25 protein-coding genes and 1 tRNA gene are annotated in these 21,381 nt (G+C 46.6%); 15 read left to right on the forward strand and 11 right to left on the reverse strand.

The window, feature by feature from the left end; genetic code table 11:
- The first annotated feature begins 5 nt into the window (after positions 1 to 5).
- Positions 6 to 632 (forward strand): radical SAM protein, encoded by a 627-nt coding sequence (locus KRP56_01990; GenBank protein ID UAL08044.1) that lies wholly within the window; start codon positions 6 to 8, stop codon positions 630 to 632.
- On the opposite strand, the gene KRP56_01995 is transcribed toward KRP56_01990, so the two are convergent.
- Positions 624 to 974 carry a NifB/NifX family molybdenum-iron cluster-binding protein gene (locus KRP56_01995; protein ID UAL08045.1) on the reverse strand — a complete coding sequence of 117 codons (351 nt, stop codon included), beginning with the start codon at positions 972 to 974 and terminating at the stop codon, positions 624 to 626. The genes KRP56_01990 and KRP56_01995 overlap by 9 nt on opposite strands.
- Positions 971 to 1,801, reverse strand: coding sequence for an Mrp/NBP35 family ATP-binding protein (locus tag KRP56_02000; GenBank protein ID UAL08046.1), 831 nt, complete (start codon positions 1,799 to 1,801; stop codon positions 971 to 973). Before KRP56_02000 ends, KRP56_01995 begins: the two co-directional genes overlap by 4 nt.
- An 88-nt stretch (positions 1,802 to 1,889) precedes the next feature.
- Between KRP56_02000 and KRP56_02005 the strand changes: the two genes are divergently transcribed.
- Together KRP56_02005 and KRP56_02010 are read left to right on the forward strand one after the other, a co-directional pair.
- The gene (locus tag KRP56_02005; protein ID UAL08047.1) at positions 1,890 to 2,291 is read left to right on the forward strand and encodes a VOC family protein; all 402 of its coding nucleotides are present in this window, start codon (positions 1,890 to 1,892) and stop codon (positions 2,289 to 2,291) included.
- Between the two features lie 31 nt (positions 2,292 to 2,322).
- Complete coding sequence (locus KRP56_02010) at positions 2,323 to 2,910, forward strand: flavodoxin family protein (GenBank protein ID UAL08048.1); 588 nt, start codon at positions 2,323 to 2,325, stop codon at positions 2,908 to 2,910.
- Between the two features lie 37 nt (positions 2,911 to 2,947).
- Here KRP56_02010 and KRP56_02015 read toward each other — a convergent pair whose 3' ends face one another.
- Positions 2,948 to 3,670 carry a hypothetical protein gene (locus tag KRP56_02015; GenBank protein ID UAL08049.1) on the reverse strand — a complete coding sequence of 241 codons (723 nt, stop codon included), beginning with the start codon at positions 3,668 to 3,670 and terminating at the stop codon, positions 2,948 to 2,950.
- A 105-nt stretch (positions 3,671 to 3,775) separates the two neighbouring features.
- On the opposite strand from KRP56_02015, the gene KRP56_02020 reads away from it, so the two are divergent.
- The 3 genes from KRP56_02020 (at position 3,776) to KRP56_02030 (ending at position 5,916) form a co-directional block, all read left to right on the forward strand.
- Positions 3,776 to 4,267, forward strand: coding sequence for an RNA-binding protein (locus KRP56_02020; protein ID UAL08050.1), 492 nt, complete (start codon positions 3,776 to 3,778; stop codon positions 4,265 to 4,267).
- Position 4,268: 1 nt separating this feature from the next.
- On the forward strand, positions 4,269 to 4,610 hold the full coding sequence (locus tag KRP56_02025) for a cell division protein SepF (GenBank protein ID UAL08051.1): 342 nt from the start codon (positions 4,269 to 4,271) through the stop codon (positions 4,608 to 4,610).
- A 94-nt stretch (positions 4,611 to 4,704) separates the two neighbouring features.
- A complete protein-coding gene (locus KRP56_02030; protein ID UAL08052.1) occupies positions 4,705 to 5,916 on the forward strand; it encodes an HD domain-containing protein in 1,212 nt (403 codons plus the stop codon).
- On the opposite strand, the gene KRP56_02035 is transcribed toward KRP56_02030, so the two are convergent.
- The 3 genes from KRP56_02035 to KRP56_02045 form a co-directional block, all read right to left on the reverse strand.
- Positions 5,906 to 7,357, reverse strand: a complete 1,452-nt coding sequence (locus tag KRP56_02035; GenBank protein UAL08053.1) for an RtcB family protein — start codon at positions 7,355 to 7,357, stop codon at positions 5,906 to 5,908. The genes KRP56_02030 and KRP56_02035 overlap by 11 nt on opposite strands.
- 37 nt (positions 7,358 to 7,394) lie before the next feature.
- Positions 7,395 to 7,472: transfer RNA gene (locus KRP56_02040), tRNA-His, on the reverse strand.
- 69 nt (positions 7,473 to 7,541) lie between these two features.
- The gene (locus KRP56_02045; GenBank protein UAL08054.1) at positions 7,542 to 8,048 is read right to left on the reverse strand and encodes a glyoxalase; all 507 of its coding nucleotides are present in this window, start codon (positions 8,046 to 8,048) and stop codon (positions 7,542 to 7,544) included.
- A 111-nt stretch (positions 8,049 to 8,159) separates the two neighbouring features.
- Here KRP56_02045 and argF point away from each other — a divergent pair, with 111 nt between their 5' ends.
- Positions 8,160 to 9,074 (forward strand): ornithine carbamoyltransferase, encoded by a 915-nt coding sequence (gene argF, locus KRP56_02050; GenBank protein ID UAL08055.1) that lies wholly within the window; start codon positions 8,160 to 8,162, stop codon positions 9,072 to 9,074.
- Here the strand turns inward: argF and KRP56_02055 are convergent.
- Positions 9,067 to 10,344 carry a DHH family phosphoesterase gene (locus KRP56_02055; protein ID UAL08427.1) on the reverse strand — a complete coding sequence of 426 codons (1,278 nt, stop codon included), beginning with the start codon at positions 10,342 to 10,344 and terminating at the stop codon, positions 9,067 to 9,069. The genes argF and KRP56_02055 overlap by 8 nt on opposite strands.
- A 223-nt stretch (positions 10,345 to 10,567) precedes the next feature.
- Between KRP56_02055 and KRP56_02060 the strand changes: the two genes are divergently transcribed.
- The 8 genes from KRP56_02060 (at position 10,568) to KRP56_02095 (ending at position 18,017) form a co-directional block, all read left to right on the forward strand.
- Positions 10,568 to 11,293 (forward strand): metallophosphoesterase, encoded by a 726-nt coding sequence (locus tag KRP56_02060; GenBank protein UAL08056.1) that lies wholly within the window; start codon positions 10,568 to 10,570, stop codon positions 11,291 to 11,293.
- A 96-nt stretch (positions 11,294 to 11,389) separates the two neighbouring features.
- A complete protein-coding gene (locus KRP56_02065; GenBank protein UAL08428.1) occupies positions 11,390 to 12,421 on the forward strand; it encodes an MtaA/CmuA family methyltransferase in 1,032 nt (343 codons plus the stop codon).
- Positions 12,422 to 12,519: 98 nt separating this feature from the next.
- Entirely contained in the window at positions 12,520 to 13,233 is a 714-nt protein-coding gene (locus tag KRP56_02070; GenBank protein UAL08057.1) for a DUF169 domain-containing protein, read from the forward strand.
- Positions 13,234 to 13,519: 286 nt separating this feature from the next.
- On the forward strand, positions 13,520 to 14,848 hold the full coding sequence (mcrB, locus tag KRP56_02075; GenBank protein ID UAL08058.1) for a coenzyme-B sulfoethylthiotransferase subunit beta: 1,329 nt from the start codon (positions 13,520 to 13,522) through the stop codon (positions 14,846 to 14,848).
- A gap of 4 nt (positions 14,849 to 14,852) precedes the next feature.
- Positions 14,853 to 15,275 (forward strand): methyl-coenzyme M reductase operon protein D, encoded by a 423-nt coding sequence (gene mcrD / locus KRP56_02080; protein UAL08059.1) that lies wholly within the window; start codon positions 14,853 to 14,855, stop codon positions 15,273 to 15,275.
- A 5-nt stretch (positions 15,276 to 15,280) separates the two neighbouring features.
- A complete protein-coding gene (mcrG, locus tag KRP56_02085; GenBank protein ID UAL08060.1) occupies positions 15,281 to 16,057 on the forward strand; it encodes a coenzyme-B sulfoethylthiotransferase subunit gamma in 777 nt (258 codons plus the stop codon).
- A gap of 2 nt (positions 16,058 to 16,059) precedes the next feature.
- A complete protein-coding gene (mcrA, locus tag KRP56_02090) occupies positions 16,060 to 17,724 on the forward strand; it encodes a coenzyme-B sulfoethylthiotransferase subunit alpha (GenBank protein ID UAL08061.1) in 1,665 nt (554 codons plus the stop codon).
- A 5-nt stretch (positions 17,725 to 17,729) separates the two neighbouring features.
- A complete protein-coding gene (locus KRP56_02095) occupies positions 17,730 to 18,017 on the forward strand; it encodes a DUF2098 domain-containing protein (GenBank protein UAL08429.1) in 288 nt (95 codons plus the stop codon).
- Between the two features lie 129 nt (positions 18,018 to 18,146).
- Here KRP56_02095 and KRP56_02100 read toward each other — a convergent pair whose 3' ends face one another.
- From KRP56_02100 to KRP56_02115, 4 genes are all read right to left on the reverse strand, one after another.
- Complete coding sequence (locus KRP56_02100) at positions 18,147 to 19,355, reverse strand: YcaO-related McrA-glycine thioamidation protein (GenBank protein UAL08062.1); 1,209 nt, start codon at positions 19,353 to 19,355, stop codon at positions 18,147 to 18,149.
- Positions 19,356 to 19,426: 71 nt separating this feature from the next.
- The gene (locus KRP56_02105; protein ID UAL08063.1) at positions 19,427 to 19,981 is read right to left on the reverse strand and encodes a hypothetical protein; all 555 of its coding nucleotides are present in this window, start codon (positions 19,979 to 19,981) and stop codon (positions 19,427 to 19,429) included.
- Between the two features lie 52 nt (positions 19,982 to 20,033).
- Entirely contained in the window at positions 20,034 to 20,354 is a 321-nt protein-coding gene (locus KRP56_02110) for a hypothetical protein (GenBank protein UAL08430.1), read from the reverse strand.
- Positions 20,354 to 21,310, reverse strand: a complete 957-nt coding sequence (locus KRP56_02115; GenBank protein UAL08064.1) for a DUF2111 domain-containing protein — start codon at positions 21,308 to 21,310, stop codon at positions 20,354 to 20,356. The genes KRP56_02110 and KRP56_02115 overlap by 1 nt, the downstream gene beginning before the upstream one ends.
- Positions 21,311 to 21,381 lie beyond the last annotated feature (71 nt).

A 21,381-nucleotide genomic window follows, 5' to 3' on the forward strand; every position in this document is an offset into this window, starting at 1 on the left:
TTGATATGAAAGTCTGTGAGTATTTCAGATCTCTGCAGGGAGAAGGGATGATGATAGGCGTCCCTACATATTTTATCAGAACGGCAGGTTGCAATCTCCGTTGTAAGTGGTGTGATACCACTTATGCGCAGGAGGAGCCTGGTATGGAAGCGGATGTCGATGACATCATGGAGATCATCGGCGATGCGAAGAACGTTTGCATCACCGGAGGAGAGCCTCTTCTTCAGAAGGACATGCCTGAATTATTGAATAGGCTTGTTGATGAGGGTAAATACACGGTCCTTGAGACCAACGGGTCAGTGGACCTATCAAATGTTCCTGACAGTTCGGATATCCTGATAAGTATGGATATAAAATGCCCATCCTCCGGAATGGAGAAGAAGATGTGTCTGTCAAATCTCAGGATCCTCACAAAGAAGGACCAGTTGAAGTTCGTGATAGCAGATAAGAAGGATTTCTATTATGCTGTCAGATTCTTAGAGGAGCATCCAGTGGACACGAACGTTATTTTCAGTCCAGTTGGTGGGATGGACCTTCAGCCTATAGCGGATGAGGTCGTCATGAGAAAACTAGATGTCAGGGTTCTGCCCCAGCTCCATAAGATAATATGGGGCGATAAGAGATCAGTCTGATCCCTTTTTTTCAAACCCTTTCATCCTTTCATATCTTTTGATGAAGTCAGTAACACAGTCTTCGACCGTACCTTCTTCATCATAGGATACGAATATGTTTGCCTTGTTCAGTATATCCAGGCCATGGTTTCCTATGCCACCAGTTATCAATGCATCCACCTTAAGTTCGACTATGGCTTTGGCGACCAGCATACCCGCTCCGTCCGAGCGGGCATATTCGTTTTTAACGACCTGATAATCCAATGTATCCGAGTCGACAATAAGGAAGAAGGGTGCGTGGCCGAAATCTTCGGCCACAAATGAATCTAGCGTTTCGCCCTCTGATATTACACCTATTTTCATTTTTGTTCTACCGTTTCAATGATCTTGTTCGCTATCTTATTGAATGCTTTTGCGGATTCTGATTCTGGATTAGATATCACAATAGGCATTCCGGAATCTCCAGACAGTACGATGGCAGGTTCAATCGGGACGCGTCCAAGGAACTGTATGTTCATGTCTTTGGCGGTGGCTTCCCCTCCGCCAGACTTGAAGATATCCGTGATCTCCCCGCAATGAGGACATACAAAGCCACTCATATTCTCGATGAGTCCTATTATCGGGATCTTAGTCTGTGTAGCGAAAGTAACTGATTTCCTGCTGTCAAGCAATGCGACATCCTGAGGTGTTGTAACTATGACAATACCGTCTGCTTTGGGGATGAGCTGTACGATCGACAAGGCTTCGTCACCAGTTCCAGGAGGCATGTCGATCACGAGGTAATCCAGATCTCCCCAATTCACGTCTTCGATGAATTGTTTGACAGCACTCATCTTTACCGGTCCTCTCCACATGACCGCTGAATCCTTATCAGGAAGCAAAAACGCCATCGACATGATCTTGAGTGATGGTGGAATTGTTATCGGGATGAGTTTTTGGTTCTCTACCGTAAGCTTTTCATCTTCCACATGGAACATCTTCGGAAGATTGGGTCCTGTGATATCCATATCCATTATTCCGGTCTGGTAACCTGCCACTGAAAGCGTCATTGCCAAATTGGATGAGACAGTGCTTTTCCCTACACCGCCTTTTCCGCTCATTACGATAATTACATGTTTGATCCTGGAAAGACTGTCACTGAGTTTTGTCTGTTCTTCTATGTCCTCTCCGCTAAGCATTGGTTTCGACATTTATTACACCCTTAATGTACATGAAATGAGTGACCAGCATTATAAACCTATCAAAACCACTATATCGGAATAGCGCTATGTGGAAGGTATGCCATTAGGAGATCCTGGGGGAGGAAGTTTCGCATACACCATAGAGGGTCTGCCACAAAACATATTTGTCGCGGTGGTTCCTGTCAAAGATCCCGAAAAGAGTCTTTCTTTCTACAGAGATCTTCTGGGTATGGAGGAGACCTATCGTTCCGATAATGAGATCGGAGTGATGAGGGATGGCGCGAGACTCATACTCCGTAGGTCGGACAGAGCAGGTGTGGATACGGGGATATACATAGGGGTCAGCAACCCTTTCGACCTTCATAGACGGTTGATAGACGAGGGAGTAGTATTCGTCGAGGACCCGAAGAGGGAACCATGGGGAGTCAGCACATCCTTCAAGGATGATGACGGCAATATCATCAGGGCAATAGAGATGAATGCGGACATTCGTGCATAATGTTTTATCGGTCCCGGTTCATTCTGGCAGCATGAAGGTCATAGCCCTTAATGGCAGCCCGCGCTTGGTCGGCAACACCAGCAACATCATCAACGACATCCTCGATGAGATCGAAAAAGAGGGAATAGAGGTAGAGCAGATACAGCTCTATGCACATGAGATCGAAGCTTGCAATGATTGCAGATCCTGTGAAATGAGAGGCGACAGCCGCTGTATAATTGAGGACGGCCTGAATGAGATCGTTGATCAGTTGCGCAAAGCCGACGGCATAATACTTGCGTCTCCCTGTTATTATGGTGCATGTTCCGGGCAGATGAAAATATTCTTGGAGAGGGTAGGATTGCCTCTCGAGATGGGTGATATGGGCCTGAAGAGGAAAGTGGGTGCGGCAGTGGTCGTCAATGCACATGATGGCGGATCATTGGCGTACATGCAGATGGTGAACTGGATGCTTCGCAATGAGATGGTCGTGGTAGGAGGAAATCCATCACCAATCCTAACAGCGTTGAATTCTCCTCAATATATCGATGACAGGATGGGCATGAAAGGGGTCATGAGCATGGCGCACGAGATGGCATGGTTGATCCTTCGCATCAATGGGCTGAATCTCGATGATTAAGTAGGTGACCGGGGTGTCCCGGTCATGTTTATTACGGTCAGAAGAAGTAGAATCCGCATTTTTCAGAGGCGGATATCTTTGCGACTGCTTCAAGTCTTTCAAGAGGGCCAGAATAGCGCCTCACCATGACCTTTCCCTCGTCGGGGAGTACAACGGTCAATCTCTCTGCCTCCGCCAACATTTTTTTGGCATCTTCAGGTGTGAAAATCTTTTTCGTTTTAGCTGATTCGGGTGCGGAAGCAATGATCGGGCAGCCATGTTTCTGTGCTATGCTTGGAAGCATGCTGTTATCTGGCCCGAAGGCTCCGATGCACCCTCTGCCTTTGTCCCAAGAAAGCGGACATTTGGCGCACATTTCATTCATCTCATCGAAATCGACGAGATCCCAACCGGTCAAGCGATTTTCGGGTTTGGATGCAGCGATGACTTTTTCTTTCCTTTTTTCATCAAGTCCATCCAAAGGTATCCACCCTGTGTTGATCCTTTGGCAATTTTTCTTTAAAATTTCCAGATCATCAGCGTTTTTGATCTTTTCGAGATAGATCGCATCGGCTTCGGCATTGAGTCTGTTTCTTTTCATGAAAGCTTCCCAATCAGGAAAAAGCACATTTGCCACCTTAAGAGATACGAACTCGTCGAATTCGACTATGTCTTCGAATCCTTTGTCGTTCTCTACTTTTACCTTGTGTATCTCCATCTTGAGTTTCCTGCATAAGGCCCCTTCGGCCTCCAGCTCGCAAATTCCGATATTGATTCCCATATTGATCTCCGACATTTCATGTCCTTGCGGTATTATAATCCTCTCTTTGTATTATTTCAGAGCTTAACGCAAGTATGATTTATTCATAGTATGATTGAGGGGGCAATGGCAGACATAATGATCCGTAAAAGGAAGAGGATGAGAACAAAGGAGATCAAGGTATTTTCCAAAGAACTTGAGGAAACATTACATGTTCCTGTATTCACCGAGGATGATCCGGTAGATATGGCTGAAAGTTCAGATTACAATCTTCTCTTCGTCGGAAATGATATTATTGGAATTGTATACGAAGATAAGCCCTTTTTGACCGTAAGAGGGGTCATGAAATACAGGCCAGAGAAAAAATTCGTAACAATCGATATGGGTGCAGTGCCATTCATAATAAACGGCGCTGACTGCATGGGCCCCGGAATAGTGGATGCCGATGAGTCTATCCAACCTGGCGATTTCGTATGGATGAGGGATGTGAAGAATCTGGTTCCGTTGGCCACCGGAATATCTGGGCGTTCAGGCGAGGAATTAAAGGCCAGAAAAAGTGGTAAGGCCGTAAGGTCATTGAATTATGTTGGCGATAAGCTTTGGAAGACCGGGGAATGAGATGAAGGCAAAAGAGGTGGAGGATAAGGAGAAGGTCTTCGTGGACCTTAGCAGTTATCCAGTGAAGACGAAGGTCTCAACGGATGCCCATGTAAAGATGGTAGAGGTGACATCGTACAGTGATCTCAAGGTACTTGTGGATATGACCTACAGAGGCAATGTCGTCGTTATGGATTTCTCTCGTTTTGCGGATGGCGATGCACAGAAGAAAGAGATGGTAAAGGATTTTTTAAAGGTGGCATCGGATATAAACGGTGCCTTCATGGAGGCTTCTGATAGGATAATGATCCTAAGCGGCAATGGAATGCCGATAGACAGGACCCGCTTATCACATAGGAGCTGATGTCACGTCCAAAGACCAAAAGACCATATTCGATCCGATACACGGAAGCATAAAGGTAGGAGGGGTCTATCTCAATATACTGGATAGGCATGAGATGCAAAGACTTCGTAATGTGAAGCAACTTGACATGGGATACATGGTATTCCCAGGTGCTAACCATACAAGGTTCGAACATTGTCTCGGAGTGTATCATCTGGCTGGTCGCATGGCAGATTCTTTGTGTCTGTCAGAGGATGATAAGCGTACAGTGATGGCAGCGGGGCTTCTGCACGATGTTGGTCATCCTCCATTCTCGCATACCTTGGAGGAGTTGATCTTCAATAGTACAGGGCTGGACCACATGGATATGGCAAGAAAGCTCATAATGGGGGAGATAAGGACATATCGTGAGAGAGACGAGGACCTGTTCGGCGGTAAATGTTCTATTGCCGAGGTGCTTAAGGATTCAGGGATAGATCCCAAGAAGGTCTGTGACCTCATCGCATATGCTGCATCTCAATCCAGTGGTGAGTTTGTCGATAAAAGGTCATATTTCCCTTCAGGTGATTATGTGCATCAAATCATCCATGGGCCGATCGATGCAGATCAAATGGATTATCTCATGAGGGACGCCCATTATACTGGTGTTACGTGGGGGGCCATAGATATTGAACGTGTGCTAAGCACGATTAGGGTCCACAATGATAGGATAGTTATGGAAAGAGGCGGGATAGTTGCTGCTGAGGGGTTGATGGTGGCCCGTTCTTTGATGTATTCTGCCGTTTACTACCACATGACTGTGAGAATACTCAAAATGATGCTTATAAAAGCCGTTGAATGTTCTAATCTGAATATCGACGAGATCCATACTTGGGATGATGCCGATCTAGTAAATGCATCGATATCCGACGGTGGAAAGGCATCGTATATTACGCGTTCGGTGATCTCACGTAAACTTTACAAATCGGCACTTACAATTTACAGTGAGGATACAGACGAGGAGACCGCGGCCATGTTGGCTCAGTATTCCTCATATCGTTCCAAGAAGGAGCTGGAGATGGAGATCGCGGACAAAGCGGGAGTCGACATCACAGAGGTCATAGTCGACATGCCTTCCAGATCCACGATGTTGTCGGAGGTTAAGATCGGTAAGACCGATGTCACAATATTGGATCCGAATGGAAAGGTAAGGTCGATAACCAAATTCTCACCAATAGCAAAAGGCCTTCAGGCAAGAGATCCTTTCGGATGGAAACTGATGGTAGCTACACCGAACGATCTGACTGAGAAGGTGGAGAAGGCGACCCGTAAGGTCCTCAGCCTTTGACGACCCCGATAGGTGTCAATTTTGCCACTTTGCCCGTGAGCCCAGCGTCACATACGACCTTTATCACTTCATCGACGTCCTTGTATGCTCCGGGAGCTTCTTCAAGAAGTCCCTCGTCAGATCCGTTCCTGAGGTAGATGTTGTTAGCGGCCAGATCCTCTCTGATCGTTTTGAGGTCCATGCTTTCGATCGCTGTCTTACGGGACATCTGTCTTCCTGCCCCATGACATGTGGATCCGAAGGTATCTTTCATGGCGCCCTGTCTTCCGACAAGCACGTATGTGCCTACGCGCATGTCCCCTGGAATAATGACAGGCTGTCCTGCATCACGATATTTCATTGTGATCTCTTTTCTTCCCGGTGCGAAGGCGCGAGTGGAGCCTTTTCTATGAACGAGAACATCTTCGTTGTGCTGTTCGACAGAATGGCGTTCTTTTTTCGCTATGTTGTGTGCGACATCGTATACAACATCCATTCCCATGTTCTCGGCTGAGTCACCCAGTACATTCTCGAATGATTCCCTCGCCCAGTGCGTTATCATCTGTCTGTTTGCCCAGGCATAGTTGGCTCCGCAACACATCGCTTTATAGTAGTCGTCACCGAGCTTGGAATCCAACGGTGCACATGCAAGTTGTCTGTCAGGCAGGTCCACGGAATTCTTTCTTATGTACTGTTCCATGTCCTGCAGGTAATCGGTGGCTATCTGATGTCCGCATCCTCTGGACCCGCAATGCACTGTTATGGTGACCGTTCCTTTTTTGAGTCCAAATATCTTAGCGGTCCGTTCATCGAATACATTGTCGACGACATCCAATTCCAAGAAGTGGTTTCCAGAACCCAACGAACCCAATTGAGGTAAACCTCTTTTGCGGGCCTTATCACTTACCACAGAGGAGTCCGCATCTGTCATGTGACCTCTTTCTTCTGTGACATCCAGGTCCTTTTCCCACCCGTATCCGTTCTCTACGGCCCATTCTGAACCGTTGAGTAGAATATCATCCATTTCTTTGTTCCCTATCCTGGTAAGTCCTTTCGAACCCAATCCAGATGGGACGTTCTTGTAAAGTTCGTCAACCAAGAGGTTGATCTTACCGTCAAGGTCCTCTACAGTGAGATCTGTTTTGATGAGGCGTACGCCACAGTTTATATCGAAGCCTATGCCGCCAGGAGATATGGAGCCGCTATCTGCATTGACAGCCGCCACGCCTCCGATCGGGAATCCATATCCCCAATGGATATCTGGCATGGCCATCGAGCTACCGACTATTCCTGGAAGGCATGCGACATTGGCAGCTTGTTGAGGAGCATTATCACTGCGGATGTGTTCGATCATAGATTCATTGGCATAAATGATGGCGTTGGTCCTCATCCCAGGAAAATAGTCCGCAGGGATTTCCCATCTGTTATCATCTATCTTGTTGAGTCTGCCGTTCCACGTCATCAGGATCATCCCTGTATTGCTTTCAAAAGTTATAAGGTGGGGCCCGAGCCGAGATTTGAACACGAGTCAAGGGATCCACAATCCCCTAGGATAAACCAAGCTACCCTACTCGGGCCATACGATAAGGCGCTGATTATATTGCCATTAATAAATGTTTCCTAATTCAAACCCGTCCTTGGGAATTTCACGTTCTTAGGATTGTTGAGGATTCGATCCATTTTTTGACAATATTTATCGGCGAATCCATTAATCTGGCAGTTTCTTCGATCGATCCGCATTCAGAGAATATACGCGCTGCCACCGCGGATATATTTTCGCCGACCTCAATTATGTGTTTATCAGGATCGTACAGTCTGATGACTCTCTGTCCCCATTCATGTGTTTTTAGTGGGTGTACGAGATTTATTTTTTCATAGGATTCCATCTTTTTTACAAAGCAGTCGATATCATCTGTTTCGAAATATAGTTCCATATCATTGGATCCGAAAATAATGTCGTTCTTGGGTACATTCAACAATTTTTCAAATTTTTCCTGTATGGCGAAACCACCACTGAAAGTAACATTGATACCAAGATCTAAAACGACCTCCTGGCAGAACAGTTCGCAATAGAATTTTTTTGATAGTTCCACATCATTTACTGCTAACAGAGGAAGTTTGAATGTCGTCAAGTTTTTGTTCTCTTCTTGCATTGTTTCAGTCTTCTGGGGTATTGATCTTTCTGTTGAAAAATGGACAAGAGCCTGTCCGTTATGTCAAAAGATGACGTATGAGTATATTAATTCGGGAGGTATTCTCGTATCATGGCGAAAAGAGACCTTATTTCAGTACTCGATATGAAGGAAGATTGGCCAGATCTAGTAGATCTATCTATCAAACTCAAAGCAGAGCGCGGTAGACATGGTGCCCCTTTGGAGGGGAAGACACTTGCGATGATGTTCGAGAAACCGAGTACCAGGACAAGGATCTCCTTCGATGTGGCCATAACGGAATTGGGGGGACATGCACTTTACATCGATGTCTCCAAGATGCAGATGGGTCACGGCGAGACCGTTGAGGATACGGCAAAAGTCATGAGCCGTTTTGTTCACGGTATCATGTATCGTGCGTATGACTACAAGATGATGGACAAGGTTGGAGAGAATTCAACGGTCCCTGTGATAAGCGGATTGGACAATCTCGAGCACCCTTGTCAGGCACTTGCCGACATGGTTACCATAAAAGAGAAGAAAGGATCATTCCGCGGAAAGAAACTGGTGTACTTGGGAGATGGGAACAATGTGTGCAATTCCCTGCTGTATGCATCCGCTATAATGGGACTTGATATGATAGCGTGCTGTCCGGCTACAAGGATGCCAAATGCAGAGATCATGCTCAATGCATCACGTATCGCTGATTCCAACGGAAGCAAGATCATCGCATCCCACGATCCATTGGAGGCCTGTAAAGATGCAGATGTTCTTTACACCGATACATGGGTATCTATGGGCGATGATACACCTGTTGAGAAGGCAGTTAAACTGTTCCATATGTATCAGATAAATAGCGATCTGTTGGCAATAGCAAAACCGGATTGCATAGTCATGCACTGCCTGCCAGCTCATAGAGGACAGGAGATAACTGCAGATGTTATGGACGGCCCTCAGAGCGTAGTGTTCGATCAGGCGGAGAACAGGCTACACGCTCAGAAGGCGGTGCTTTACACATTACTCAGATGATCTGAGCGGAAACCAGGTCTTCAACTATATTCAGGAAATCTTCTTTCTTGTTCTCGGGGATGGTTGCGCCGGCGGCAATATTATGTCCGCCGCCATAGCCTCCGACCATCTCCGATGCTTTTTTCATGACGAAGGACAGGTCCAATCCTCTGTCTGTTAATGCATGGGTCGTTCTTGCTGAGACTTTGACACCATCATCCGAATCTGCGAAGGCTATGATAGGAAGTTCGCGTTTGGCGTCTCCCGAATTGAGTAACATGCCGGCAACAATACCAACCACGGTCTCACGTATCTCTGATCCAGAATCAAAATACTGGATGAATCTCCGCTCTCTTAAAAGATGGTTCTCCCTTATGTAAGTGAGTGCAATGGAGATATTGCGCCTATGATCGTTACGATTCCTTTCAGCATCCTCAAGTGCTGACATATCTCCTTTGCATATCCTCATTCCTGTTTCTGCATCATCGTATCTTCCGCATGAGTTCAGGATGGTGGAGTATTCCTTTGAATCCCTTAGTCCGATGTAGGGGCCATATTTGGGCAGGACATACACTTCTCCATAAAGACGTGATTTTATTTCCGGGTTGTTCACTTTTGATAGCAAAGCATCGGTCGCTTTTTGTTTTTCTTCAGGTGAAAGGTCGTTCCACATTCTCCAGTCTGAACCTTTTTTGAGATTTATCCCCATATCTGAGTAGAATTTGGAGCACTCTTCACGGTTATCTGATATTCCGGGAATATGGGGATCGTTACTGTACTGTAAGAATTGAACCAGAGGACGACTTTCTCTGCCGAAGAATCTGAGGTCCTTATCAATAATGACATCTCCATTGTCAATTGCATCTTTTAGGATTATGCGGTTATAACTTACAAGTCTGCATTCTTTATTATCTTGGAAGTCACCCACCGCGCCTATGATGCCAAGATACGCTAGGTCCCTGTTATTCTGGTCGATCGTACGCGAAAGAAGATATGTCATGCCTGCACCACATATCTCGTATGAGCCATCCACTCCGTATGTATGGGGATTCAGGTGGTAGATCTCCATGAAATGATCAATGAATGTTTGTTCTTTTCTGAATTTTGGATCAGGAACATGATGATCGGTTATTATGATATTAGGTCTTTTGAAATCGGATAGATATCCGCTTCCCAGGTCAGATATCCAAATTATATCGGATGTGCTGTTGTTGACATGCGATATGGTCTCCTCGGTGATCTTTTTTTCAAATCTCACTGAATGGGGAATACCTAGGCGTTCAAGCGTGATGGAAGCGATCGACCCTGCTGTTATGCCGTCGGCATCGATATGAGTTATGATTTCGGCACTATTTGCAGATCTCAGGACATTTGCGGCCCTGTTAAGGTCAGTAATAAGTTTTTCCGAAAGTCTGTCGGGCCATTCCATTCAGTGCACCTTGTCATACCGTCATCCACTGATGGGTCAAAATACTTTTCAGAGAAGATAAATCCTGGTTCGTGTTCTAGGGTGTATGGATTCCATAGAGATACTTCCGGGGGTCAGGATCACAAATGACAGATGTTTGATCCTGGATGATGACGGTCCTACGGCCGTTTTGGGAGATCTTCATTTGGGATATGAGAAGGCAATGGAAGAAGAGGGTATGTATCTCCCAAGGATGAATACGGATTCAATAAGAATGAATCTCAACAGGATCCTTTCTAAGTACGAGCCCAAGCGCGTGGTTCTTTTAGGGGATATTAAACATGATTTCCGTCGTTCCAAATATGAGGCGAGGCAAGAGGTCGCGACAATATTGAATCTTGTTTCCGAGGCAGCCGAGACGGTGGTTGTTAAAGGCAATCATGATAATTTCTTGCAGAACATGCTTTCAGGAATGGGTATGCTAGCCGTTGAGTATGTCGATATAGCTGGGTTCAGGTTAGAACACGGGCATGTAGATACTGGAAAGAGACCAGTCATAATAGGTCATGAGCATCCCTCTGTTAGGATACCAGGTAGTATGACTGGCGGCATGAAGATACAGTGTTTTGTTCATGCAAGGAAAGATGGAGTAATCGTGTTGCCTCCATTTAGTCCATTTTCATCAGGTAATGATATTTCATTGGATCCAGGATGTTTAATGGCCGATGCTCTAAAAAAATCCGATTTGCCCAGTGCCGAGATATATGGAATTTCTGATGTTGGATTGATGCCTTTAGGGACTCTCAAAGAGGTCATGGAATTGGAATTATGAGTGTAATTACGGTCATTCTTGGCACAAGTATGCTTTTACGGTCACCCTTTTTATAATATGATGCCATTCCAACACCGAGGAGAAATCATCATGTCAATGACTCCAAGAGACAGAGTAATCGCAGCAATGAATAAGGAAAAGCTCGACAGGCCACCAGTGGCCATTTTCACCCAGTCCGCAACACTCGGACAGATGGATAAAGTCGGAGCAGCATGGCCAGAAGCTCACAAGAATGCAGAGCTTATGGCAAAACTCGCGGCAGCACAGGCTGACGTCTTTGGATTTGAGGCAGTAAGGGCATCCTTCTGTCTTACCGCAGAGGCGGAGAGGCTCGGATGTAAGGTCCAGGTCGACAAGAAAGACGCAGCACCTATGCTCAAAGCACACCCATTCAAATTCGACCCTATGATGGGCGAGTATGATGACCCCACCACAATAATGTCCCCTGAGGAATTTATTAAGGCGGGAAGGGTCAAGATCGTTCAGGACGCAGTGGGAATCTTGAAAAAGACCCACGGAAAGAACTATGCAATCGTAGCAGGAAACACAGGACCATTCACACTTGCAGGACACCTTGTCAGCACCGAGAACCTCGTTTTCGGAATGATGATGGCACCTGAAGAGGTTGATAAATGGGTCGATGCGGTCACACCAATTGTGAAAGCATACACTCAGGCACTTTTGGACGCTGGAGCAGACATTGTTCAGTGTTCTGAGCCTTCCGCATCCACAGATATGCTCGCACCCGACATGTTCGAGGAAGCAGCAGGAAAGGCAGTCAAACACAGCCTCGCAGAGTGCAGTGGTATGACAGTCCTCCACATCTGCGGAGACACATACCCGATCCTTGACCAGATGGCTGGAACAGGTGTCACCGGACTCTCAATCGAAGAGAAAGTTGACCCATTCAAGGCAATGGAGAAGGTCGCTGGTTCGATCGCAATGGTTGGAAACGTCGGATCCGTCAGGCCTCTCTTCCAGGGAACACCTGAAGAGGTCAAGAAGGCATCGATCCACTCTGCTGAGGCAGGATTCAATGTCATCTCTTCCGGTTGCGGTATCGCAGTCGGTACACCTGATGCCAACATGCAGGCAATGGTCGACGCAATCAAACACTTCCACAGATGAAGTTCTGATTTAGACGTTTAAAGCTATTAACAAACCATTTTCCTTTCGAGGTATTCAATTTACCTCGAAAGGTTTTTTGTCCTATTGTTAACATACCTATGCTCATGTCACGGATCTTGCAGACCAATGCAGAATACGCAGAAAAATTGAAAACAATCTTGGGCCTTAGATATGAGCCCGTTGCTGTTAAACTGATAGAGGCCAATGAATCATATCCAAGTTGCTGTAAGGTTCCCTCGGAACAGATGAGCCATTGTCAGGCTGTTTTCAGAGCTAAGAATGGAGAGTGTTTGAACATGCCTCTTGACAAACAGTCATGTCATGTCGGAGCATCTGCTTTGAATATGATAGCTACGCCTGATAAAGTGGCATCTGGTGAATTCCATGCAGGTATGGGAATTCATGATTCAGCGGCTGCAGCGGCAAAAATGATATCTGACCGTATTCTTCCTAAAGAATGTGTAGGGGAAGTTGTATGTCCTCTTTCAAAGGCAGATTTCATACCAGATGTTGTTATATTGGTCGATATTGCGGAGAGAGTATATTGGATCGTTCCTCTACTGACTGCTGAGAAGGGCGGACGTGCAACATTTAGCACATCTCCTTTCCAGTGTGCGTGTGAGGATGTCACGTCTGTACCCATTGTGACAGGTAGTGCAAATGTGTCCTTGGGATGTTTTGGATGTAGGAAGAAAACAGATATGAAAGCGGATGAACTTGCATGTGGAATTCCGTATTCTGCGATCCCGGGCTATGTAGAGCACCTTGGGAAATACGGTTCTGGTGTTATGACGAAGGCGAAACGCGATTGAGCGGTTCATATTCAATTCATATCAAAAAACATAAAGAATAGGCTCATTTAGTATGTGCCTATTCTATCATTTTTATTACGATGAATAATCATTAAATACTAGACATCGGCAGCTGACTGTTAGTTGTAGTGATTTCTGGCAATTATTTTTTAATCAAAAACAAGCTACTTATTCAAAAAATAGGCATTTCTAGTATTGTTTTTATAATGAGGATGTATACCCCTTTTTGCAAGGGGAACACGGAAAACCCCTATTTTCCGTAAATTATTGAAAAAGGAGGTATGAAATGCCAAAATACAAGGACGTAATCGATCTGTACGACGACTACGGGAAACGCATTGCAAAAGGCGTACCGTTGGAATCTATCAGTCCATTGCGCAACAACGCGATCAAGAAGATTGCATCTCTCACCAAGAGGACCATAGCAGTCAACCTTGCTGGAATTGAGAAAGCTCTCAAGACCGGTAACATGGCTGAAGCAATGATCAGAGGTAAAGAGATCGATGTTGAATTGGTCAAGAATGCAACTAAGATTGCAAATGCAATAAAACTCATGGTTCAGGTAACTGAGAACGACGGCACAGTTGTCACTGTTAAAGGAGACGGAAAGAGCCTAGTTGTCATTGTACCTGAGATGAGGGCTGAAGCCGGTGTCGAGTACATCAACGGATTCACAACTGTCGCAGCCGTGACCACACAGGTGATCATTGATATGTTCAAGGTCCCAATGTACAAGGCTAACATGGTCAAGGGTGCCGTTTGGGGAAGATATCCTCAGACAGTAGGATTTGATGGTGCAAACGTCAAATGTATCCTTGAGGTCCCTCAGAACAATGAAGGAGCAGGTTTCGCACTTAGGAACATCATGGCAAACCACGTCGTTGCATTGGTCAACAGGAACGCAATGCAGGGATCTGCACTTTCATCGATATTCGAGACATGTGCAGCATTCGAGATGGGAGACGCAATCGGTCCATTCGAGAGAGGACACCTCCTCACACTCGCATATCAGGGACTCAACGCCAACAACATCCTCTACTCTATAGTCAAGAAGAACGGAAAGACCGGAACAGTCGGTACTGTTGTTGAGTCACTGGTCGGAAAGGCAATAGAGGATGGAGTTATCCGCGTAAAAGAGGAACTCCCATCTGGATACAAGATCTACACAACAGACGATCTTCCACTTTGGAACGCATATGCCGCAGTCGGACAGACCGCAGCAGTCATGGTCAACGTCGGAGCAGCAAGGGCAGCACAGGGTGTACCTGGAACAGTCCTTTACTACAACGATCTGCTTGAGCATGAGACCGGACTCCCTGGTGTCGATTATGGACGCGCAGCAGGAGTCGGTGTCGGTATGTCTTTCTTCTCTCACTCCATTTATGGAGGAGGAGGACCTGGTCTCTTCCACGGAAACCACGTCGTTACAAGGCACGCAAAGGGAACCCTTATTCCATCAGTCACGGCAGCAAACTGTCTGGACGGCGGAACACAGACGTTCTCTGCTGAGGCAACATCCGGACTCTACAAAGAAGTGTTCGGTGACATGAAAGAATTCCACTCGCCTATGCAATTCGTAGGTGCAGAGGCAAAGAAGATTGCAAAGAAGGTCTGAGTTTATGTCTAAGCCGGCAGCAGAATACGCGGGAATACCTTTACCTGAAGTAGAGGTCTTTTCCAACCGCCTCCTTTGTGTTGATACCACTGAAAAGGTGCTCAATGCACTCAATGATATCGAGAACATCAGACAAATAAACATGACTGGTGAGAGTCTCCCGAAAAAGATCAACAGCGGAGCTAATAAAGGTCTTGACAACAACCATTCCGAGCGCAAGGTAATAAAGGTCGGCGGGCAGGATGTCGAGATCCGTTACTTAGTTGGCGCGTTCTATATCGAACTTGCCGTGGAGAACGAGGAGCAGTTAGATTCTGCGGTAGAGAAAATAAAGATGGCGGTAGAACCCCATCTTACGTTTGGCTATTCAGTAAATGTCGGCAGATATTCGAAATTCAGAGATTCTTTAACAGATTATAAGGAATGATTAATATGGCAGCATACAAAAGACAGTTCTACCCTGGATCATCCACTCCTGCAAAAAACAGGAGGAGATATATAGATCCCAAGGTCAAGCTGAAAAAACTTCGTGATGTCTCAATGGATGACGTCGTAAGACTCATGGGACACAGGAACCCTGGAGAGGACTACAAGTCCATGCACCCTCCGATAGAGGAAGGCAAGGAACCAGATTGTCCTATCAGAAAACTCGTCACACCTATCGAGGGAGCAAAGCACGGAGACCGTGTCAGGTATATCCAGTTCACTGACTCCGTTTATTTCGCACCCATCTCCCCATACCAGAGGGCATGGATGTACCTGTCCAGGTACAGAGGAATCGATACCGGAACACTTTCCGGAAGGCAGATCATCGAGATGAGGGAGAGAGACCTTGAGGTCCTCGCCAAAGAAATGATCGACAATGAGACATTCGACCCTGCACTCACCGGTATCAGGGGAGCGACCGTTCATGGACACGCATGCCGTCTCGACGAGCACGGCTTGATGTTCGATGCATGGCAGAGATATGTCTGGGATGACGCAAAGAAAGAAGTCGTCTACGTAAAAGATCAGGTTGCATTGCCTCTCGACAGGAAGATCTATGTCGGAAAGCCCGCATCCATGAGCGATCTGAAGAAGAGAACAACAATCTTCAGAGCAGATGGCGTAGACATGAGGGACGACAAAGAGGTCACCAAATACGGACTCAGAATACACCTTCTGAGGACACTCGGCGGTTACCAGCCCTTCAACGTAAAAGGTGAGTAAACATGGCAGCAAAGAAAGATCAGAAACTCTTCATGGATTCAATGAAGAAAAAATTCAAAGAAGACCCTACTGACATGGAGACCAAGTACTACTGCTACGGAGGCTGGAAACAGTCGAAGAGCAAGGTCGAGTTCCAGAAGTCAGCCGATGCCATCGCCAAAAAGCGTGGCATCCCCATGATGAACAGGGACATTGGAGTTCCGCTCGGACAGAGGTCCTGGATGCCTTACCAGCTTTCCCATACAGACATGTATGTCGAGGCTGACGATCTGCACTGTGTAAACAACTGTGCAATTCAGCAGGCATGGGACGACATAAGGAGAACAGTCCTCGTCGGACTTGACTCTCCTCACCACACAATCGAGAAGAGGCTCGGAAAAGAGATTACGCCTGAGACAATCAACGCATATCTCGAGACCGTAAACCACACCATGCCTGGAGGAGCAGTCGTTCAGGAGCACATGGCTGAGATCAACCCCGCTCTCGTTTGGGATTCATATGTCAAGGTATTCTCCGGAGACGACGAGCTCATTGATGAGATCGACCCCAGGTTCGTCATCGATATCAACAAGCTCTTCCCCAAGAACCAGGCAGACCAGTTGAAGAAAGCAGTTGGAAAGACCCTCATGCAGGCAGTCCGTGTACCTACCATCGTTGGAAGGCTCATGGATGGAGGAACAGTATCAAGACATGCAGCAATGCAGATCTCGATGGCATTCATCTCCTCGTATAAACTTGCAGCAGGAGAGGCAGCAATTGCAGATTTCGCATACGCAGCAAAGCACCAGTCCATCAACATGGGAACCATGATGCCTGCAAGGCGTGTAAGAGGACCAAACGAACCCGGCGGTATACCCTTCGGATACTTCGCAGACATGTGTCAGTCTGACCGTGTCTACCCTGACGATCCCGGACGTGCAGTTCTTGAGACAGTCGGTCTCGGAGCAGCGGTCTTCGATCAGATCTACCTCGGCGGATACATGTCCGGCGGTGTTGGATTCACTCAGTATGCATCAGCGACATACACTGATAACATCCTTGAGGACTATGTTTACCACACCATCGATGTCATCAAAGACAAATACGGTGGATTCTGCGCAATGAAGCCTGACAACATGGATAAGCTCCTTCAGCTCGGTGACGAGATCAACTCTTACGCACTCGAGATGTACGAGAGATATCCAGCTGTCATGGAGACCCACTTCGGTGGATCCCAGAGGGCAACTGTTGCAGCAGCAACAACCGGTATCGCAGGCGCAATGGCAACAGGAGTTGCCGACTGTGGTCTGAACTGCTGGTACCTCTCCATGTTACAGCACAAGGAGAGAACCGGAAGGCTCGGATTCTATGGATACGATCTGCAGGACCAGTGTGGTTCCGCTAACTCCTTCAGCTACAGGTCCGATGAGGGTCTGCCCATGGAGCTCAGGGGACCAAACTACCCCAACTACGCAATGAACGTCGGTCACCTCTCCGGATACGCTGGTATCCCCAAGGCAGCACATGTTGCCCGTGGAGACGCTTTCACCGCAAGCCCACTCATCCGTGTCGCATTTGCTGACCCAAGCCTTGTCTTTGACTTCGCTAACGTCACAAAAGAATTCGGACGTGGAGGACTCAGAGAGTTCGTCCCTGCCGGTGAGAGATCCGCCGTCATCAAAGGCTGATGTCTATGATGGAGGGAGACATCCTCAAGTATATGCCGACGTCAACGGTTGGAAAAGTAACGGAGATCAGAAATAGGGACGGAAAGATCTGGGTAAAACTGGATTTCACGAATCTATACTATGATGCTTCGTATCTTGTTCCGGCCGATGTATCGGAATACAGGGAAGTCTCCTTCAAAGAGCGTGAAAGATCCTCCGAGGACTACAAAAAGACTGGCAATTCGCCTCAAGACTCCGATGAAATGGAGAAAGATGTCGACATTGGCGGTTATATGCCGTCCGGTGGTGGATAAGTAAACCTTTTAGGAATTCTATTCCAGCCCCTCCGCGAGGAGGGGCAAAACCCAATTTTAAAAAATATAATATTTTATATTCAGTTCATTAAATGTGCATCGGTTTCCGAGTAAAGAGATCAAAAAAGATCAATTTTGATTCCAAACGCCTTGAATTCTTGCGCCCACGCGGTCCGGATCCATTGTTGTAACTTCTAAGCCAGGTACCACTGCTCTTACGCATGGAACATTCACATCATCTCTTGTCAGATCCACAATTGCTACCGTATCGAATCCATTGATCATGAGTCTGTCAAGGACGACCTCAATATCATCAAGGACGTAAGGTGTTGCCAGATTTGGAATGTCATTCAATCTGATCTTATTTTCGAGATCATGATACCATACGCCATTCAGTTGTTTGATCTTATCATATCCTAGGTCGACAGCGGTCTTTTGGAGCTGTGCATTGATCTTCATACCGTGTTTATGTGTGGTCCTGCTTTGAGCAACTTCAGTTATTGCACGTACGCATGCGATCTCCGGGTTCAGATGTGTGCCAACACCGATGGTCAACATCTCAGGGTCTTTCGTCCTAATATCATCCGCTGCGGCACCTATCGTAGGTATCCCAAGATCGCTTGTTAGGTCCTTTAAGTGGATCTTTGTGCCCACAGTTTCGAATTTTTTCAAGAGCTGGCCAGGAATGGAATCTTCTTCAACGATGATGTCCGCGTTTGCGATATTCTTATCCTCGGCTATCGACCAGGCATCCCTTTCGATGAGTTCCAAAAGCGAATGCAATATTGCTTCTTCGATCGTGTTTCCCGTCGCGATGCCGTTCGTATGGTATTTGAAAAGTTGAAGGTCGGTATCGTTGTAATAAGGATAGAACACAGCACATGCTGGTACCCATATGGGACATCCTCTGAAAAGTTCATAACCTTCAATCCATGCTATTTCCGAATCCAGATAATAGTTCAACACATTGATCGGAAGTATCAGATCTTTTGGATCGATAGTGGTTCCAACGTCCTTTGCTTGAGCATATGTGCCATAGATCACTTCATCGGTATCGCGTTGTTCTGCACTGTATCTTTCCATTGCTTCCATAAGTCCGGATGCCAGAGCCTGTTCTTCCGTCGGGCCCTTGCCATTATAGTATTTTCCTGCTGGAGCATTGGGGCGTCCGATCGAATACACTGGGATCCCGATGTTGTCTGTCGCTGTGATATTCTCAGGTTCCATCATTCCTGCTTTGGAAAGCATAGGCAGGACCTTTTGGATAGTTTCTTCCGGAGGGACCACTCTTATTCCGGTTCCGGGTGAGTATTTCGGGCAGCGGTTAAGTTGCAACATAGCGGGCGCGAGATATTATCTATTGTTAATAAATTATGGCACGAGCATCATTTCGTGCTCGTGCCGTTATTTCATGACTTTATTCTGTTGAATCCGATAAGTACTGATGCCAGTTTTGAGTCATCATTATATTTCATGTATTTTCTCATCATGAGGTCGCAAGTAGGTGCGGGGCTGCATGAGATCACATCTTTACATCCGTTGCTCTCATTGAGTTCCGGGAAAGGTACGGGTGGCATGATAAAGTGTTCACCGCCCTTCACTTTGATCTTTGGGAACAATACAAAGGCATCCGATAGCCAGACCACGTCATCCCTGCTCATGTACTCTTTGGCAGTCCAGGGGAAAACCTCCACGCCCATGACCTCTCCCTCTCCGGAGAGCAGTATGACCGTAGGTTCGGGCGGAGGCCTGAATCGGGGGTCTTTGATTATACATATCACGGATTCGCGTTCGAGTGCCTGGGCGAAACCCTGGTTATCAACGGTTATATCGCCGGCGGCACGGACTTTGGTCTCTTCTTCGCGCATCTGTCCAAGAATGGTCTTGTCAAGGTAGAACGCATGGACGACACCACGCATTTTGCGTACTATCTCCAATGGTTTGTCTACGACTTCCTCTGTCATAAATGTACGAATCTGTTCGGGAATATAAACGTATAACGTAGATGCTGAATCATCACTCGATGGTTATCGTCACATTCTTCTTCAGACCGAGTCCTCCGGCAACTTCCAGTGCTTTTACGATAGCACAAGGCACGGGGCAGGCGAGGTGCGCGATTGTATCGTTCGCGGCTTTGTAGATCTCGGAATCAAGGTAATGGCTTCCGACCTCGCTATATGGTGAGATCGGCGGAAGTTTCTCTGCCAATTTCTTGACGCTCTTGCAGTCGCTCTGTATATCGAATGTCACATTCATATCGTCGTCCATTTTGGCGACAATAACGGTCTTCATCTTACAGACCCCGGGGTCCACTGTTACTTTGCATGTTCCATCCATCATTCATCACTTCTTAGACGTATCAGGTTGTTTACGCCAGCCATGGACCTGATATCCACGACGCCGATCGCGGCGATCACCTTATTGTCAAGTTCTATTGGTGTTACAATGACCTTGATCCCTTTGTATGGTCCAGACGTAGCAATCTTACGTATCGTCGTACCGACATTTATGACCTCCTCAAGTACAGCACCTGTATAGGCGTTGTCGATGACCATACCGGATTCGATCCTTATTCCTAAATTATCTCTGCTCTTTGCACAGACTGGAAGTCCTCCCACAAGGTCATGTATTGCGAAGGCTAATGAAAGTAGCTCATTTCCCGTGCTTCTTTCTGTCAGCATGCCTTCCAGGTCACGGTTTATATGTAGACCACCTAAAAGTTCAAGGCCGGACGTGATGGCGCCCAGTTCAGCAGTTCTATAATCGTCTGCTGTGCCTATTATTATGACATCATCATTTCTAATGATGAACTTCTCTTTTATCTTGGATTCTATTTTGGGATCTACGCGATATTCTGAGCCAGGGAATATTATGGTCCCTTCACTGCATATCAACGTGGTTGCTCCAATGGCTCCTGCTTTTATGGCGTTGTCCCTCTCTTCGCATCCGTATTTCACTTTGGAAGCAATCGCCGGTATACGGATCACGCAGTCAGCCTTTCCAATTGTAAGCTCACCCATATCCAATGCCTGCAATTCCATGTAGGCGGAGTTCCAGCAGTTTCTCCCCTCAGGGGTCATCATTACCCCGTTCTTGTTGATCACGATAAGTCCGTTGTCTTGCAGTAGGTTAAGGATAGTTCTTGTGCTTCCTTCTCCAATGCTGAGCATGGTAGCCAGTTTCTTTCTTCCGACAGGACTGTTCTCGTTGAGGCAATACAGTGTTTTCCAGATGTGATAGTCTCTGAACTTGGGTATCGGTCCGCCAAGTCTAGGGCCGCGTTGCAAAGTCATGTGGATGCACAGTCCATCCATCCATATAAAATTAATGTGTGTTTATGGTTTTTTTGTATAATAAAAACATA

Source organism: Candidatus Methanogranum gryphiswaldense, assembly GCA_019262145.1.
In the GTDB taxonomy this organism is placed as follows: Archaea; Thermoplasmatota; Thermoplasmata; order Methanomassiliicoccales; family Methanomethylophilaceae; genus Methanogranum; species Methanogranum gryphiswaldense.